This is a genomic window from Synechocystis sp. PCC 6714 (assembly GCF_000478825.2).
Lineage (GTDB): Bacteria > Cyanobacteriota > Cyanobacteriia > Cyanobacteriales > Microcystaceae > Synechocystis.
In genome coordinates this window covers 1-16,072 of the sequence record NZ_CP007542.1, presented here as the reverse complement: position 1 = coordinate 16,072, position 16,072 = coordinate 1, and the positions used below count along the sequence as shown (strand labels likewise).

The following is a 16,072-nucleotide window of genomic DNA, read 5'->3' as shown; positions in this document are numbered from 1 at the left end:
AGAATAGGCTGAATTATTTAATATTTAATCAATTTAGCCCATTGACACTATTCTATATTTTCCTTCTTCGTGCAGCTTTGACTATTTTCTAAGATTTCCTCTGCCCCATGGGCGATCGCCCGCAGTTGATCCAATAGTTTGGGATCAGCATTGCGCCAAAGTTGTCTTTGTTGAGCTTCTAATAATCTTTCCGCCATATCCCGCAGGGCCCATGGATTATGCTGTTGAATAAAATTTTGCACTTTCTCATCTAGCAAATAAGCCTGGGCCACTCCTTCGTACATAAAATCCTCAACGCAATGGGTGGTGGCATCGTAGGCAAATAAATAATCCAGGGTAGCGGCCATTTCAAAAGCCCCTTTGTAACCATGGCGCATTACTCCGGCAATCCATTTGGGATTGACTACCCGAGAACGATAAACTTTGGCAATTTCTTCCGTTAATAACTTTACTTTTGGTCGAGCAGGATTGGCATTATCGCCAAAATATACGGTGGGATTTTGCCCCGTTAAAGACCGCACCGCCGCCGTTAGTCCGCCCTGAAACTGATAATAATCATCGGAATCAAGCAAATCATGTTCACGATTATCCTGGTTATGCAAAACAATCTGCAAATTTTTTAATCGCTGTTGAAAAACTTCCGGTTGACTGTGGCCAATGCCTTGGTGATCGTAAGCATAACAACTCCAATTGAGATAGGCTTTGGCTAAATCCTGATCATCCCGCCAATTTTGTGCTTCGATTAAGCCCTGTAGTCCCGCCCCATAGGCCCCTGGTTTAGAGCCAAAAATACGGTAAGTTGCTTTAATTTTAGCTTCTTCTTTTTCTAGACCTTGCTGTTGCCATTGGGCCATTTCTTGTTTAACTTTTGCCGCCAGAGGATTCATTGCCACTGGTTCATCTAATTCTGCTACTGTGGCGATCGCCTGGTAGATTAATTCCACTAAGTTGGGAAAACTATCCCGGAAAAATCCAGAAATACGCACTGTGACATCTACCCGGGGGCGATTGAGTACAGTGAGGGGTAAAATTTCAAAATCAATGATGCGACGGGAAGGACTGTCCCACACTGGCTGTACTCCCAACAGAGCCAGTACTTGGGCCACGTCATCTCCCCCAGTACGCATGGTGGAAGTGCCCCAGATAGAAATAGCAAGGGTTTGGGGATATTCTCCCTGGTCTTGGGTGTAGCGTTCAATTAGGGTTTGAGCGGCTCGGCGACCAATGTCCCAGGCGGTTTCTGTAGGAATAGCCCGAATATCCACCGCATAAAAGTTGCGCCCAGTAGGTAGTACATCAGGGCGGCCTCGACTGGGAGCTCCCGCGGGGCCACTGGTAATATATTCCCCATTTAACCCCCGCAACAAGTTACCAATTTCCTGGGGAGTTTGTTGTAATAATGGTAGAAGGATATTCTTAATATAGTCAAGATTAGATTGAGTTTTGCTGCTGGGCTTTTGAAAAAATGAATTAACTGCTTGATTGACAATTAATTCTTCAATTAAATTTCCGACCAATTCTTGGGCAATTTTTTCCAGGACTTCAATTACCTGTCCGCCAATTCGACAGGCTTTTAAAGGTTCTAACAGATGGATTAATGTCCATTTTTTCAATCTATCTACCATTGCTGATGACAACTGCCACGGCTCCTTTGGATCATCCAAAATTGGATCGAATTCCAGCCCTAAATCCAGGGCAATCGTCTGGGTCAAACCTAATCTTTGATAGGCTGGCGATCGGGCAATGCTAACGATTAAATCCCGTAACTGTTCCCCTGTGGGAGTTTGGCCTAAAATATGTAGGCCATCCCGAATTTGGGCTTCTTTTAATTCACAAAGGTAACTATCTGCTGAAATTAATAAGGGATTTAAATCCTTTAGCTCTGGTGGCTGTAATCCCAGATCTTTCTGGAGGTGACTTTGCTCAAAGAGTTTTCTTAGGCGATCGCCAATAATTTTTAAACGATTAGGGTCAAGGGCTTGGGCTTCGTAATACTCATCAATTAAGGCTTCTAATTTTTCCAGATCGCCATACAATTCTGCCCTAGTCAAAGGAGGCGTTAAATGATCAATAATACAAGCTTGGCTACGGCGTTTTGCCTGAGTTCCTTCCCCTGGATCATTGACAATAAAAGGATAAAAGTTAGGTAATGAACCTAGGGCAATTTCAGGATAACAATGGTCAGATAAAGCAACACTTTTGCCCGGTAGCCATTCTAAATTACCATGTTTACCTAAATGAATTATTGCTTGGGCAGAAAATTCCTGGCGCAACCAAAGATAAAAAGCAAGGTAATGGAGAGTGGGTTCTAAATCTGGAGCATGGTAATTTAAGCTAGGGTCAAGGTCATACCCCCGGGCTGGTTGAATGCCGACAAAAATATTGCCCAACTGAATTCCGCTAATGGCAAAGTAATCAGGTAAATTATGCCAATCTTCCCTTATCTGCCACCGCTGAGTTAGTTGCTGTTGTATAAATTCAGGTAAAGTGTGAAAAAAACTCCAAACTTTTTTTGTACTAATGGTTTGATTGACAGTTCTATATTGAGCTAATTCTTGGTCATTAGTTACACCCTGGGTTAATTGCTTAATTAGAGCTTCGGTATCATTGGGGATGGCTGAAACGTCATAGCCTGCTTCTTGAAAAGCTTTTAAAACTTTCAGGCAACTAGCAGGGGTATCTAGCCCTACTCCATTGGCTAGGCGACCATCTTTGTTGGGATAATTAGCTAGAATTACAGCAACTTTTCTCTTATTAACCTCCGTTTGGGCACAATCAATAATATTCTTTGTTAACTCAGCAACCCACTCAATACGATCTTGTACTGGCTCATAAATTATCACTTCCGTTTCCAGTTGTGGATGGCGGGCTTCCATCGCTTTAAAGGAAATTGCCCTAGTAATAATTCTGCCGTCTACCTCCGGTAACGCTACATTCATGGCCAAATCCCTGGGACTTAAACCCCGCACTCCCTCCTGCCACTGTTGGCGATCGCCGCCACTGAGAATGACTTGAAGCACAGGCACATTTAGCATTTGCCAGAGGGGAATAGTTTCGGCACTGCCTACTTGCCGCTCCGATTTAGCTAGGGAAAAACTGGTAGTATTTAATATGGCTCCCAAAGGTTGATTAAAATTTTTAAGAATAGATAAAACTTCTGCTTGCACATCGGGTTCCCTGAGGGAAGAAACATAGATAGCAATAGTTTTTAAATCAAATTTTTCTAGGGCTAAACAAAGGGCATCAATGGGGGCAGTGTTACCGGCCAAATAATGGGAACGGTAGAAAATAATTGCAATATTTTTAGTGTTACTGTCAATCATCAATTTTAGAAATACGCATTTGAGGCAGATTCGGTAAATATTGAACACAAAGTAAAGCAGCAATAACTAACATAGCTAGTCCTAAGCCCCCTTGAATTTGATTGCTTTGGGTTGACCAATACCGTGTAAATATTTCCGATGCAACTCCAACGGAGCCGAAATATAGACCAATGCCAACGCCGGTGTGATTACCTTTTAATATTTCCAACAACAGTGGAATTAAACCGTTGTTCAAAATACTGGAACCCAATACCCAAAATAGAGCCAGAGCAGGTAACCAAAAGCCATTTAGTAAACAAAATAAAGTTAAGGCGAGAAGAAATATTGCTGTGGTTAAAAATGCCACCGGTTGAGCCGTTTTACGAATAAGCCACCCCGCAGGAATAGCAACTAGCGCCAGTAGAATCTGTACCCCCATTAAACCATTATTAAAGACCTCTAACTGTTTGGTTAAAACTAGCAGTAATACCCTCATTCCCCAAGTTGTGGTAACGGCAAATAGGGCAATATTGACCATGGCAATTCCAGGAAAAGAGTTGGGTCGAATAGCGTTTACTTTCTCCTTTTTTTGAATGGGAGGCAAAACCCGACTTAAAAATAAGCTAGCCCCAATTAAGACTAAAGAACCCAACAAAAAACAGGGCAAACTTCCCAAACTTAATAACCAATTGCTGATGGGTTTACGAAATGCGGCAATTATTCCACCAACTAAGCTCAAAACCCCCATGGCTAAAGGCAATTGATTGACAGGGGCACATTGCCCAATTAGCACCATGGTCGGACTACGAAATAAAGTCATTGCCAAGGCCCAGGCGATCGCCACTAAGGGCAAGATAAATTTTCCCGCTGTGGAAATTGGTAATAAAAATATCAATGGAATTAGCAGAAATGAACCCGCTGATAAAATAACCCCCAAGGCAATTAATGGAAATCTTGTGCCTAAAGCCCGTTGTTGGCGGTCACTTAATGCCCCAAACAAAGGCTCCATAATTAAACCTAATACCATCTCAAAGGTTAATAGTCCTACCACAAACTCCTCTGAAAATCCCCAGTTTTTAAACAAATCTCCTAAATAAAGTCGATAAATCAACCACATTATTGTGACGGAGCCTTGTACCAGGGCAATGGCCCACACTCGCCGCCAAAGAACAGCAGAAGTTTCATTCATTAGTTAATTTCCCCTAGATAACCCGATCATTACCGCCATCCAAGGGTAACTGTGCTCCAGTGATTTTGCCAAATATGGGGCCGGCCATAACTGTCACTAATGCGGCCACATCTTGACTAGTAATTTCTACTTTTAGCAGATTATTAGCTTTGTATTCTTCCACCGTTAAACCATAATGCTTGGCCCTAGTTACCAATACTTCCTCTGTCCAAAAGCCCGTATCAAAAACCCCATTGGGATGAATAGTGTTGAGGCGAATATTGTCCTTAGCCCACTCTAAACTTGCCACCCGCATTAATTGATTTAATGCCGCTTTAGAAGCAGAGTAAGCCGCTAAGCCTGGCCCGGGAGCGGCCACATTTTTGGAGCCAATCACCACCACTCGACCGCCCTTGGGAGCTAGTTGCAATAGGGGATAGCATTCCCGCAGAAGGGTTAAATTGGCATCTAAATTAATGTTTAAAACTTTTTGCCATTCCAACGTGGATAATTCGGCGATCGCCCGGGCCACGGGAAAAATACCCGCATTGAGCACCAGAATATCTAGGCCACCAAATTGGGCCATGCCCCTTTCTAGGGCTTGTTTAAACCCATTGCCATCGGTGAGGTCACATTGAATTCCCAGGAAATCGGGGCGATGATAAAGATCAACAATACTAGGCTGAATGTCCAATGCAATCACCGCCGCCCCCTGTTTTAGCAATTGCTCAACGGAAGCTTTACCAATGCCGGAAGCTCCGCCGGTAACCAAAGCTACCTCCCCCGCAAACATGGGCGTGTTGCCGGCCTGTTTTAATTTAGCCTGTTCTAAATCCCAGTATTCCACCGCAAAAATGTCCGACTCTGGCAGGGCTTGGTAACCCCCCAAGCCATCGGCCCGCTGGATAATTTCCATAGTGTGCCGATAGATATCGCCGGCGATCGCCGCACTTTTAGCCGAGGTTCCCAGGGTCATCATGCCCAATTCCGGATCCAGGATAATGCGGGGGGCAGGGTCAAGCATGGTTTTCGCTTCCCCGGTTTTACCATCATTACGTTGGAAATATTGCTGATATTTTTGGGCGTAATCCCCCACGTCTCGACCTAACTGGGGCAAACGTTTGGTGCGAATAACGTGGTCTGGGGTCGCGGGGCCCTGCTGACTAATGGTGGCTATATCAGACCTTTGCACAAAGCTTAAACTAGCTTCATCTTGGTAATGCCGCATGATCAGGGGAAAACCGGCAATTTTGCAAACTTCCTGGCGTAATTGGGCTAATGTCAGTCGATTTTCCGTAGTTGATTTTCTTGGTTGATCATAGTCAATCTGCCAAACTCCCTGGGTTTTTAAATATTCTTCCGCTTCATTGACCAAGCTGATCATGGCTTCGTAGGCCTCCTTGGCCGTATTGCCAAAGGAAAAAATGCCATGGTTCATCAACACCATGCCCACTGTTCCCCCATGGGCTTCGGCGGCGAATTTTTCAGCACAGACCCTAGCCAGGTCAAACCCCGGCATCACATAGGGAATAATTACTAGGCGATCGCCATAAATCTCCCGAATTCGATCTTCCCCGTTGGCCGTATTGGTGATGGTCACCACCGCATCGGCGTGGGTATGGTCCACATATTTAAACGGCAAAATCGCATGGAGAATAGTTTCCACCGAGGGGCTAGGGGCGCTGGCTAAGGTCATCTGGGTTTTTAGTTCATTGACCATCTGGTGATCGGACAATTGCGGTAATTTTGCCAGTTTCAGTAAATGGGGCATTCTCACCGGCGCAAACCCCGCTTCCTTGATGGTGGCCAAATCCCAGCCACTGCCTTTGACGTAAAGAATATACTCCGTTTCTCCCACCAAACTAGTGACCTGGCATTTTACCGACGTATTACCGCCCCCGTGGAGTACCAAGGATGGCTCCCGACCCAATAAACGGGAAGAGTAAACCCGCTGGGCCAAATCCCCCTGATATTGGCTTGCTTCCCGGTCATCCCATAAACTTTGCATATACCCCTCCGATACATTTCTCAGGTCTCGCCAAGGGTATTATCCCCGCTTTGGGCCTGGGGGATTATGCCTAACAATTTTCGCCACTTTCTAGTCCATCCGTCGTCGATCCCTAACCAAGGCAAGATGCGGTGTTTTCCAATCCATCTGCTATCTTTGTAAAGAAAAATTTACAACTTTCTCCATGGTCATTGCCCCCTCCCCCTCCGTTCCCTGTCCCAGCACTGAGGAAGTGCGCCAGGCGATCGCCGCTAGTAGGGACTTTTTACTGTCGGAACAATACGCCGATGGTTACTGGTGGTCTGAGTTGGAATCCAACGTCACCATCACAGCGGAAGTGGTCATACTGCATAAAATTTGGGGCACCGCCAGCCAAAGACCTCTGGAGAAAGCAAAAAATTATCTCCTACGACAACAAAGGGAGCACGGTGGCTGGGAATTGTATTACAGCGATGGTGGTGAACTAAGCACCAGTGTGGAAGCCTACACCGCCCTGCGAATTTTGGGCGTTCCAGCCACAGATCCAGCTCTGATCAAAGCAAAAAACTTCATTGTCGGCCGGGGCGGCATTAGCAAATCCCGTATTTTCACCAAAATGCACCTGGCATTAATTGGTTGTTACGACTGGCGGGGTACTCCTTCCATTCCCCCCTGGGTGATGCTTTTGCCCAACAATTTTTTCTTTAACATTTACGAAATGTCCAGTTGGGCCCGCTCCAGTACGGTGCCGCTGATGATTGTTTGTGACCAAAAGCCGGTGTACAACATTGCCCAGGGCCTGCGGGTGGATGAACTCTATACCGAAGGGGTAGAAAATGTCCAGTACAAATTGCCAGAAAGTGGCACTATTTGGGATATTTTCATCGGTTTAGATAGCCTATTTAAGTTACAGGAACAAGCCAAGGTGGTACCCTTCCGGGAACAGGGTTTGGCCCTGGCGGAAAAATGGATTCTAGAACGGCAAGAAGTTAGTGGCGATTGGGGCGGCATTATTCCCGCTATGCTCAATTCCCTGCTAGCGCTGAAAGTGTTGGGCTATGACGTTAACGATCCCTATGTGCAAAGAGGCCTAGCGGCGATCGACAATTTTGCGGTGGAAACGGAAGATACCTACTCTATCCAAGCCTGTGTTTCCCCAGTGTGGGACACAGCCTGGGTAGTGCGGGCTTTGGCGGAGGCGGATCTGGGCAAGGATCATCCTGCCCTAGTTAAAGCGGGGCAGTGGTTGCTGGATAAGCAAATTCTCACCTATGGAGATTGGCAGATCAAAAATCCCCAGGGTAAACCGGGGGCCTGGGCGTTTGAATTTGACAATAATTTTTACCCTGACATTGACGACACCTGTGTGGTGATGATGGCCCTACAGGGCATTACCCTCCCTGACGAAGAACGTAAACAGGGAGCAATTGATAAAGCTTTGCAATGGGTGGCCACCATGCAATGCAAAACTGGCGGTTGGGCCGCCTTTGATATTGACAATGATCAAGATTGGCTGAATCAATTGCCCTATGGGGATTTGAAGGCCATGATTGACCCTAGTACCGCCGACATTACCGCCAGGGTGATCGAAATGCTGGGGGCCTGTGGCTTGACCATGGACCGTCAACGGGTGGCACGGGGTTTAGCATATTTACTCCAAGAGCAGGAGCAGGATGGCAGTTGGTTTGGTCGCTGGGGGGTGAATTATCTCTATGGCACCAGTGGAGCCCTGTCTGCCCTAGCTATCTACGATGCCCAACGCTTTATTCCCCAAATTAAAATGGCGATCGCCTGGGTACTAAGTTGTCAAAATGCTGACGGGGGCTGGGGGGAAACCTGTGAGAGTTATAAAAATAAGCAATTAAAGGGTAAAGGCAGCAGCACTGCTTCCCAAACAGCCTGGGCATTGATTGGATTACTGGATGCGGCTAAAGAATTGCCGGATTTGCAAAAGGATAACGACCTAATGACGGCGATCGAGCGGGGCGTCGCTTTTCTAATTGCGGGACAAACCACCAAGGGCACCTGGGAGGAAGCGGAATTTACCGGCACCGGTTTTCCCTGCCATTTTTATATCCGCTACCATTACTATCGTCAATATTTTCCCCTCATTGCCCTCGCCCGTTATAGCCATTTGCGGGCATTTTAACAAACCCTAGTGATGATATCCGCCCGGTCAACCCCTGGCGATCGGGGGAAATCTATCCTAAGATTGGAGGGGCTAGGCCACGGGATGTAGCGCAGCTTGGTAGCGCGCCTGCTTTGGGAGCAGGATGTCGCAGGTTCAAATCCTGTCATCCCGATACTCTTTTCAGTACTACAAACTTGTTCATATTGGGCTATTTAAATATCAAAAGAGGACTCCCATTAGAGCCGAGGGCTTAACGGCGAGATGAATTTTGACCAACAACTCAATCTGAGCGGAGCGAATCATTTTTAGGTAAAAGAATGAACAGGATAAATCGGGCTTATGTTTGTTTTTGTAAAGTTCTCTCCAGCAACACAGCATAAATGGGTTTACCCCCCAGGGCTTCCGCTACCACACTGGCCACCAGACACGTAACCAAGAGGGGCAAAATGACAAAATAATTGTCGGTCATTTCAATGGTGAGCAAAATCGCTGTTAATGGTGCCCGCACCGTAGCTGCCACCAAAGCTCCCATGCCGGCGATCGCCATCACGGCGGGTTCAGGAATTTGACTGGGAAAGAGTAAATGAAAATGTCGGGCCATAGCTACGCTAGCAATGGAAGCAATACCCAACATAGGAGCAAAAATACCACCAATCGCCCCAGAACCATAGCAGACAAGAGTGAGTAAAAATCTGGCGCAACAGACCAAAATTAGGATAGAAAAGTGGGATTGACTGTTAAAGGCCCAGAGCACCGCATTATCCCCTCCATCGGTGAGGGGTAGGGGTAGCAACGATAAAATGCCAATGATGGAACCGAGCAGAAAACCTTTCCATTTAATTGCTAGAGCTGGGAGGCGATCAAACCAGTCCAATAATTTGAATAATCCTTGGTTGAAAGCACAGCCCATTAAGCCAAATAAAATTCCCAAAATGATGAACATCCAGAGGGAATCTAGGGGAACCCGTTTAAACTCAGTCAAACTGATGATGGCGGACTGCCCCCGAATCATTCTGAGAATAATAGTGGCCATCACACAGCCAAATAGTAGACTATGGTACGCCAGGGTTTGATTACGAAAGCGGGGATGCATTTCTTCCCCAATCAGAGCTACCCCCGCTAAGGGGGCATTAAAAGCCGTAGCTAAGCCGGCCCCTGCTCCCACTGCAATTAAAATTCGTTGATTCTCTTGAGTGGCTTTGAACCAGCCTCCGGTCATCTGGCCAATGCTTCCTCCCATTTGAATCGTCGGCCCTTCAAACCCCGCCAACATACCAGCCCCTAGGGATAAAAAGCCCCCCAGCAGTTTGATGGGCAAGACCCTCTGCCAAATCAGAGGCAGTTTCCCTTCCAAATGCCCTTCAATTTGGGGAATACCACTGCCGCTGGTGTCCGGGGCAAAGCGTTTCATCAACCAAAAGCTAAGGGCCACCATGCCACCACTAATCAAAGCTGTGACCAGCCAAGCCAATGGAGGTATAGGGGAAAGCATTTGTGCCCATTGCGATCGCCACAGAATGATAGTTTTCACAGCGGATTTAAAGCCAGCCCCCACGGCCCCGGTAATCAGCCCCACCACAATGGCCGCCAATAGGGTGCGGGGATGGAGGGAACGGGCACTGTCAGTCAAACTCTGGGGCAGTTTATCTAACCAGCGTCGATGGGAGCTCTCAAAATTGGAAGCCATGGATCTGGTTTAGCAGGCATTGGCAAAGGCTTGGGAAATAAATGGCAATAAGCGGCGATCGCCAGCCAGAGAGGGATTTTCAGTAAAAACTACGAGCAGATAAGGGCTTTGGTTAGGAATTTCGATGTAAGCACAATCATGGCGCACCTGGCTGGTCCAACCCGCCTTAGACCAAATTTGAGCGTTTTTGGGCAGAGCTTCACCGAGAAAACCGGTAATTTGATTTTCCTCCCCGGGAGATGAAAGGGACGGGTTCATATCCCGCTTGAGTAATTGCATCATTTGTTGGGAACGACTGGAGGAAACCGCCACACCGCCAATAATACTGTGCAACAACCGGGCCACGGCATTGGTGGTTAACATATTGCGCTGTTCATACAGTTCCCCTACAAAAGCCCTTTCCCGACCGTAGTAACCATCGCCCCAGGTTTTTTGATTGACGTTAATATTCTCTAACTCCTTCCAGCCCAGGGATTGAAAGTAACGGTTAACAATATTGCGCTGTTGTTTCCAGGTCTCAAAGGGGCCGGGCGGCAACAGGGGGCCACTGCTAGTGCCGGTGAGTAGATCAACAACTAAACTGGTGGCATCGTTGCTAGAGTGCACAATCATATCCCGCACTGCCCGCTCCAACTCCGGCGAGTTGGTTACCATACCCCCTTCTAGCCATTCCGCCATGGCCACCAGGTAAAACAATTTCACCACACTGGCAGGATAAATCCGCTCAATACCCCGATAACTAAAACCCCGGACCGGATATTGCCAAAACTCATTGGCGGCGATCGCCCCTCCGGTATTGACCACCACTGGAGCATCGTACACTAACCAAGTCAGAGCAATCTGGTCCCGCTGCAAGGTGGGGAAAGTCTGCCAGGTGCTTTCAAGGATGGCCTGGGCTATCTCCCCCAGGACCGGATCTTGTTTAAAAAATGCCATGGAAAAACGAGTAAAGGAAAAAGTTTTAGCCAGTGCTAGTCGTTCTTATCCGATGGAGGCAAACGCCGGATATCTGAATAGAACGCACTATGACTATAACCTTCTCCCCGCTGAATTAAACTGGTGCGGAGTCGTAAATTAGGGCTAGCATACCAATGCCTTTCCGTTAACTTAGTCTCCCCATCCGCCAAATTGAGGGTCAAACATTCATCGGAACCTAAATGGTAATTCCCCTTAAGGAAAGCCATACCCGAATCCAGACTTCCCCGCCATAGTTGGCCCCGATCACCATGGTCAGCATCTGGTAGAAAGCCGTAATAGATGGCGCCCTTTTGTTTAGACTTGCCCCAGTCTACGGAATTATCCCAACTCAGTTGCAATAGGATTAACTCCCCTTGATTTTCAAACCCAGCCCGTTCCTGGAGTGATCGTCCTAGCTCCGTTTGACTATCCCACCTTTGCACCGTCACATCGGATTTGTCATTGCCCGCTTCATTTTGCTCAAAATTATAGTTAGTGCGTTGGGAAAGCCATTTTCCTTCCCAAGCGGCGATGAATTCCAAAAACTGCATAACGAAAAAGCTTCTCGGAGGCAACAGGCTTCATTTTAGGCGATTAGGCGATCGCCAAACAAAAATCCCCCACCGAATTGGCGGAGGACAATAATTAATTTAGTTTAACTAAAGCAAAACCGTTTTAGTAAAAGACCAGTCCCAACCTAGTCGAGGTCAGGCATGAACAACGTAGGTTCAGTTTCCCGGTCAATGCCTTTTTCAAACCCAGCGGCCGCCGCCCGAGCACGACCAGCATGCCAGAGGTGACCAACGAGGAAGAAGAAGCCAAGGACAAAGTGGGAAGTGGCCAACCAAGCCCGGGGAGATACGTAGTTAAAGGAGTTAACGTCGGTAATAACCCCACCCACAGAGTTCAAAGAACCAAGGGGAGCGTGGGTCATGTATTCAGCGGCCCGACGTACTTGCCAGGGCTGAATGTCGTTGCGGAGTTTATCGAGGTCTAAACCATTGGGGCCCCGGAGAGGTTCTAACCAAGGACCACGGAAATCCCAGAAACGCATGGTTTCACCACCGAAGATGATTTCTCCAGAGGGAGAACGCATCAGATATTTGCCCAAACCAGTGGGGCCTTGGGCAGAAGCAATGTTGGCACCCAAACGTTGGTCCCGCACCAGGAAGGTGAAGGCTTGGGATTGGGAAGCTTCCATGCCAGTGGGACCATAGAATTCACTGGGATAGGCAGTGTTGTTGAACCAAACAAAAACGGAAGCAATGAAGCCCATTAAGGACAAAGCACCTAGGCTGTAGGAAAGATAAGCTTCCCCAGACCAGATCAAAGCCCGGCGAGCCCAACCAAAGGGTTTGGTAAGAATGTGCCAGATACCACCGGAAATACAGATCAAACCGATCCAGATATGACCACCGATGATGTCTTCCATGTTGTTGACACTGATGATCCAACCTTCTCCCCCAAAAGGAGCCTTCAGCAGATAACCGAAAATGATTGCCGGGTTGAGGGTCGGATTGGTGATCACCCGTACGTCTCCACCACCGGGGGCCCAGGTGTCATAAACACCACCGAAGAACATGGCTTTGAAAACCAGTAACAGAGCACCACAACCCAACAGGATCAAGTGGTAGCCAATGATATTGGTCATCTGGTTTTTATCTTTCCAGTCATAGCCGAAGAAGCTGGAATACTCTTCCAAGACTTCTGGTCCGCGGAGGGCGTGGTAAATACCGCCCAAACCTAGAACGGCGGAAGAAATGAGGTGCAACACCCCCACCACAAAGAATGGGAAAATGTCGGTCACTTCCCCGGCAGGGCCAACGCCCCAACCCAAAGTTGCAATGTGAGGCAGAAGGATCAAACCCTGCTCATACATAGGTTTTTCGGGGATGAAGTGAGCCACTTCAAACAGGGTCATGGCCCCAGCCCAGAAAACGATCAAACCGGCGTGGGCCACGTGGGCTCCCAGCAATTTACCGGAGAGATTGATCAGTCGGGCATTCCCCGACCACCAGGCAAAACCAGTGGAGGGAAGGTCACGCCCCCCCACCATCGAAGCATTAGAGAGCGTTACCACGGGGGAGAACCTCCTCAGGGAAGATAAAGTTTTCATGGGGTTGATCTTGGGGAGCCATCCAAGCGCGCATCCCTTCGTTCAACAAAATGTTTTTCGTATAAAACGTCTCAAATTCCGGGTCTTCAGCGGCCCGTAGTTCCTGGGATACGAAGTCGTAGGCCCGCAGGTTCAGAGCCAAACCAACAATACCCACGGAACTCATCCACAACCCCGTTACCGGTACAAACAGCATGAAGAAGTGCAACCACCGTTTGTTGGAGAACGCAATGCCGAAAATCTGAGACCAGAAACGGTTGGCGGTCACCATGGAGTAGGTTTCTTCCGCTTGGGTGGGTTCAAAGGCCCGGAAAGTGTTGGAATCTTCCCCATCTTCAAACAGGGTATTCTCCACCGTGGCACCGTGGATAGCACACAACAGTGCACCGCCCAAAATCCCCGCAACCCCCATCATGTGGAAGGGGTTCAACGTCCAGTTGTGGAAACCTTGCAGGAACAAAATGAACCGGAAGATTCCCGCTACCCCAAAGCTGGGGGCAAAGAACCAACTGGATTGTCCCAAGGGGTACATCAAAAAGACACTGACAAACACCGCAATGGGGCCAGAAAAGGCGATCGCGTTGTAGGGGCGAATACCCACCAGCCGGGAAATTTCAAACTGACGGAGCATAAAGCCGATCAGACCAAAGGCACCGTGGAGGGCAACAAAGGGCCACAAACCACCGATTTGAAACCAACGGGTCAGGTTACCCTGGGCTTCGGGACCCCAGAGGAACAGCAGGGAATGGCCGAAGGCATCGGCGGGGGAAGATACCGCCACGGTGAGGAAGTTAGCCCCTTCCAAGTAGGAACTAGCCAGACCGTGGGTGTACCAGGAAGTAACGAAGGTGGTGCCGGTTAGCCATCCCCCCAGGGCCATGAAGGCGCAGGGGAAAAGCAGTAAACCAGACCAACCAATAAATACGAAACGATCACGCTTCAGCCAGTCGTCGAGGACATCAAACCATCCTCTTTCGACCGGGGCGCGTCCGACTGCAATAGTCATAAATGCAAATCCTCTTGCGTAGCTAGCATCAAAGGCAAGAATTTCTAAAGGAGGCTTTTGTAATTTGGGTTATGCCATTTAGACTCCATTCTCTAATAAGACGAGACGATTGGAAACCACACCGCTGGACTATAGCGGTCGGGCAAAACCCAAATGCGGCCTATCGGTGGAACAATATTTGTTCTCCTGATGCCATTTTCTTATTCATGACAAGTCGGGCCGCAGGGGCCAAACCTGCACTGATGTCAGCGTTCCTTGCCGAAACGCATCTACATATTATTAGCAAATATTTAACATTCTGACATATTCACTCTCATAATTGCCGATCGCCAGGGGTCTAGGATTCAGGGGCTTGGCCAGCAATATTGATGCGATGGCTGAGGCTAGTGAGAGTTTGACTAGTTTCCCAATCCTTTTGCTGAAGTTGGGTAATTTTGTCGCAGCTGTACATTACAGTGGTGTGGTCTTTTCCTCCAAATGCTTCCCCAATGCGGGGCAGACTTAGGTCTGTGTGTTGACGCATCAGATACATGCCCACCTGTCGGGCCAAGCTGACTTCTCGGCGGCGAGAGTTACTCAACAATTCTTCGACTTTGAGCTGGTAATGTTGGGCCACAATGCCAATAATAGTTTCTGGGGCGGCCGCCACCTTTTCCACTGGGGGATTTAACACCGGGGCAATATTCTCCACTGTCATAGCCACACTTGATAGAGACGTGTAGGCGATCGCCCGGATCAAGGCTCCCTCCAATTCCCGAATATTGGAAGTGTAGTGGGAGGCAATGTACTCAATCACTTCCTTGGGCAAACGAATGTTTTCATACTCAGCCTTCTTTTGCAAAATAGCCATGCGGGTCTCTAAATCCGGCACCTGGATGTCGGCAATTAAGCCCATGGAAAAACGGGAAATGAGCCGGTCTTGCAGGCCGGGAATACGCTGGGGCGGGCGATCAGAAGCCACTACCACCTGTTTGCCCGCTTCGTGGAGGCTGTTGAAGGTGTGGAAAAACTCCTCTTGGGTGTATTCTTTGCCTTTAATAAATTGAATATCGTCAATCAGTAAAAAGTCTGCCCTGCGGTAATGGGCACGAAAATCCTCCATGTTGTCTTGGCGGATGGCGGTGATTAAATCGTTGGTGAACCGCTCCGTGGATACGTAATAGACTTTGGCATTGGGATACATCTCCAGCCGGTAATGGGCGATCGCCTGCATGAGGTGGGTTTTGCCTAAACCGACTCCGCCACAGAGAAAAAGAGGGTTAAATTCTCGGCCTGGGGATTCAGCTACGGCTAACGATGCAGCATGGGCCATGCGATTGGTGGGCCCCACCACAAAACGGGAAAAAGTATATTTGGAATTTAGGGTTGTGGCGTTTTTAGCACTGGTATCCATGGCCAATGAAGGAGCCCGGCGGATTAAGCTATGGGATTCCGATCCATCGGTAATTAGTTCAACACTAATCTCCTGGCCAGTTAAATCCGTCAGTACCTCCATTAACAGTGCCCCATAGCATTTCTGTAAATGGTTGAGCACAAAGCCATTCTCTACCTGAATGGTGGCTACCCCATCCACCAGGGAAGTTAAAACTGATGTTTTAATCCATGTGTCAAAGGCCGGTTTCGTTAACTGGGTTGCCAGGATGGCCAGGGCCTGTTGCCAAAGATTTTCGCAGGGGACCATTGGGGATGCTCAGGGATAGGGAAAAGCTCGTTTCTGA

At 48.1% G+C, this 16,072-nt stretch carries 9 protein-coding genes, 1 tRNA gene and 1 pseudogene; 2 read left to right on the top strand and 9 right to left on the bottom strand.

Features of this window, described 5'->3' with window-relative positions; genetic code table 11:
* Positions 1-47 precede the first annotated feature (47 nt).
* The 3 genes from cobN to D082_RS00045 are packed head-to-tail and all read right to left on the bottom strand — an operon-like array spanning position 48 to position 6,478.
* A complete protein-coding gene (gene cobN / locus D082_RS00055) occupies positions 48-3,323 on the bottom strand; it encodes a cobaltochelatase subunit CobN (protein WP_038529766.1) in 3,276 nt (1,091 codons plus the stop codon).
* Complete coding sequence (locus D082_RS00050) at positions 3,316-4,491, bottom strand: MFS transporter (protein WP_028946971.1); 1,176 nt, start codon at positions 4,489-4,491, stop codon at positions 3,316-3,318. Before D082_RS00050 ends, cobN begins: the two co-directional genes overlap by 8 nt.
* Positions 4,492-4,504: 13 nt before the next feature.
* Positions 4,505-6,478, bottom strand: coding sequence for a bifunctional aldolase/short-chain dehydrogenase (locus D082_RS00045; protein WP_028946972.1), 1,974 nt, complete (start codon positions 6,476-6,478; stop codon positions 4,505-4,507).
* A 184-nt stretch (positions 6,479-6,662) separates the two neighbouring features.
* Between D082_RS00045 and shc the strand changes: the two genes are divergently transcribed.
* Entirely contained in the window at positions 6,663-8,606 is a 1,944-nt protein-coding gene (gene shc, locus D082_RS00040) for a squalene--hopene cyclase (protein ID WP_028946973.1), read from the top strand.
* A gap of 80 nt (positions 8,607-8,686) precedes the next feature.
* A tRNA-Pro gene (locus D082_RS00035) sits at positions 8,687-8,760 on the top strand.
* A gap of 165 nt (positions 8,761-8,925) precedes the next feature.
* Here the strand turns inward: D082_RS00035 and clcA are convergent.
* From clcA to dnaA, 6 genes and pseudogenes are all read right to left on the bottom strand, one after another.
* Positions 8,926-10,275 carry a H(+)/Cl(-) exchange transporter ClcA gene (gene clcA, locus D082_RS00030; protein WP_028946974.1) on the bottom strand — a complete coding sequence of 450 codons (1,350 nt, stop codon included), beginning with the start codon at positions 10,273-10,275 and terminating at the stop codon, positions 8,926-8,928.
* Between the two features lie 9 nt (positions 10,276-10,284).
* Positions 10,285-11,211 (bottom strand): serine hydrolase, encoded by a 927-nt coding sequence (locus tag D082_RS00025; protein WP_028946975.1) that lies wholly within the window; start codon positions 11,209-11,211, stop codon positions 10,285-10,287.
* 35 nt (positions 11,212-11,246) lie between these two features.
* Positions 11,247-11,817: pseudogene (locus D082_RS00020) on the bottom strand (phycobiliprotein lyase).
* 112 nt (positions 11,818-11,929) lie between these two features.
* Entirely contained in the window at positions 11,930-13,312 is a 1,383-nt protein-coding gene (gene psbC, locus D082_RS00015; RefSeq protein WP_028946977.1) for a photosystem II reaction center protein CP43, read from the bottom strand.
* On the bottom strand, positions 13,296-14,354 hold the full coding sequence (psbD, locus tag D082_RS00010; protein WP_010872429.1) for a photosystem II D2 protein (photosystem q(a) protein): 1,059 nt from the start codon (positions 14,352-14,354) through the stop codon (positions 13,296-13,298). The genes psbC and psbD overlap by 17 nt, the downstream gene beginning before the upstream one ends.
* A gap of 337 nt (positions 14,355-14,691) precedes the next feature.
* Positions 14,692-16,035 (bottom strand): chromosomal replication initiator protein DnaA, encoded by a 1,344-nt coding sequence (gene dnaA, locus D082_RS00005; protein ID WP_028947521.1) that lies wholly within the window; start codon positions 16,033-16,035, stop codon positions 14,692-14,694.
* Between the last annotated feature and the right edge of the window lie 37 nt (positions 16,036-16,072).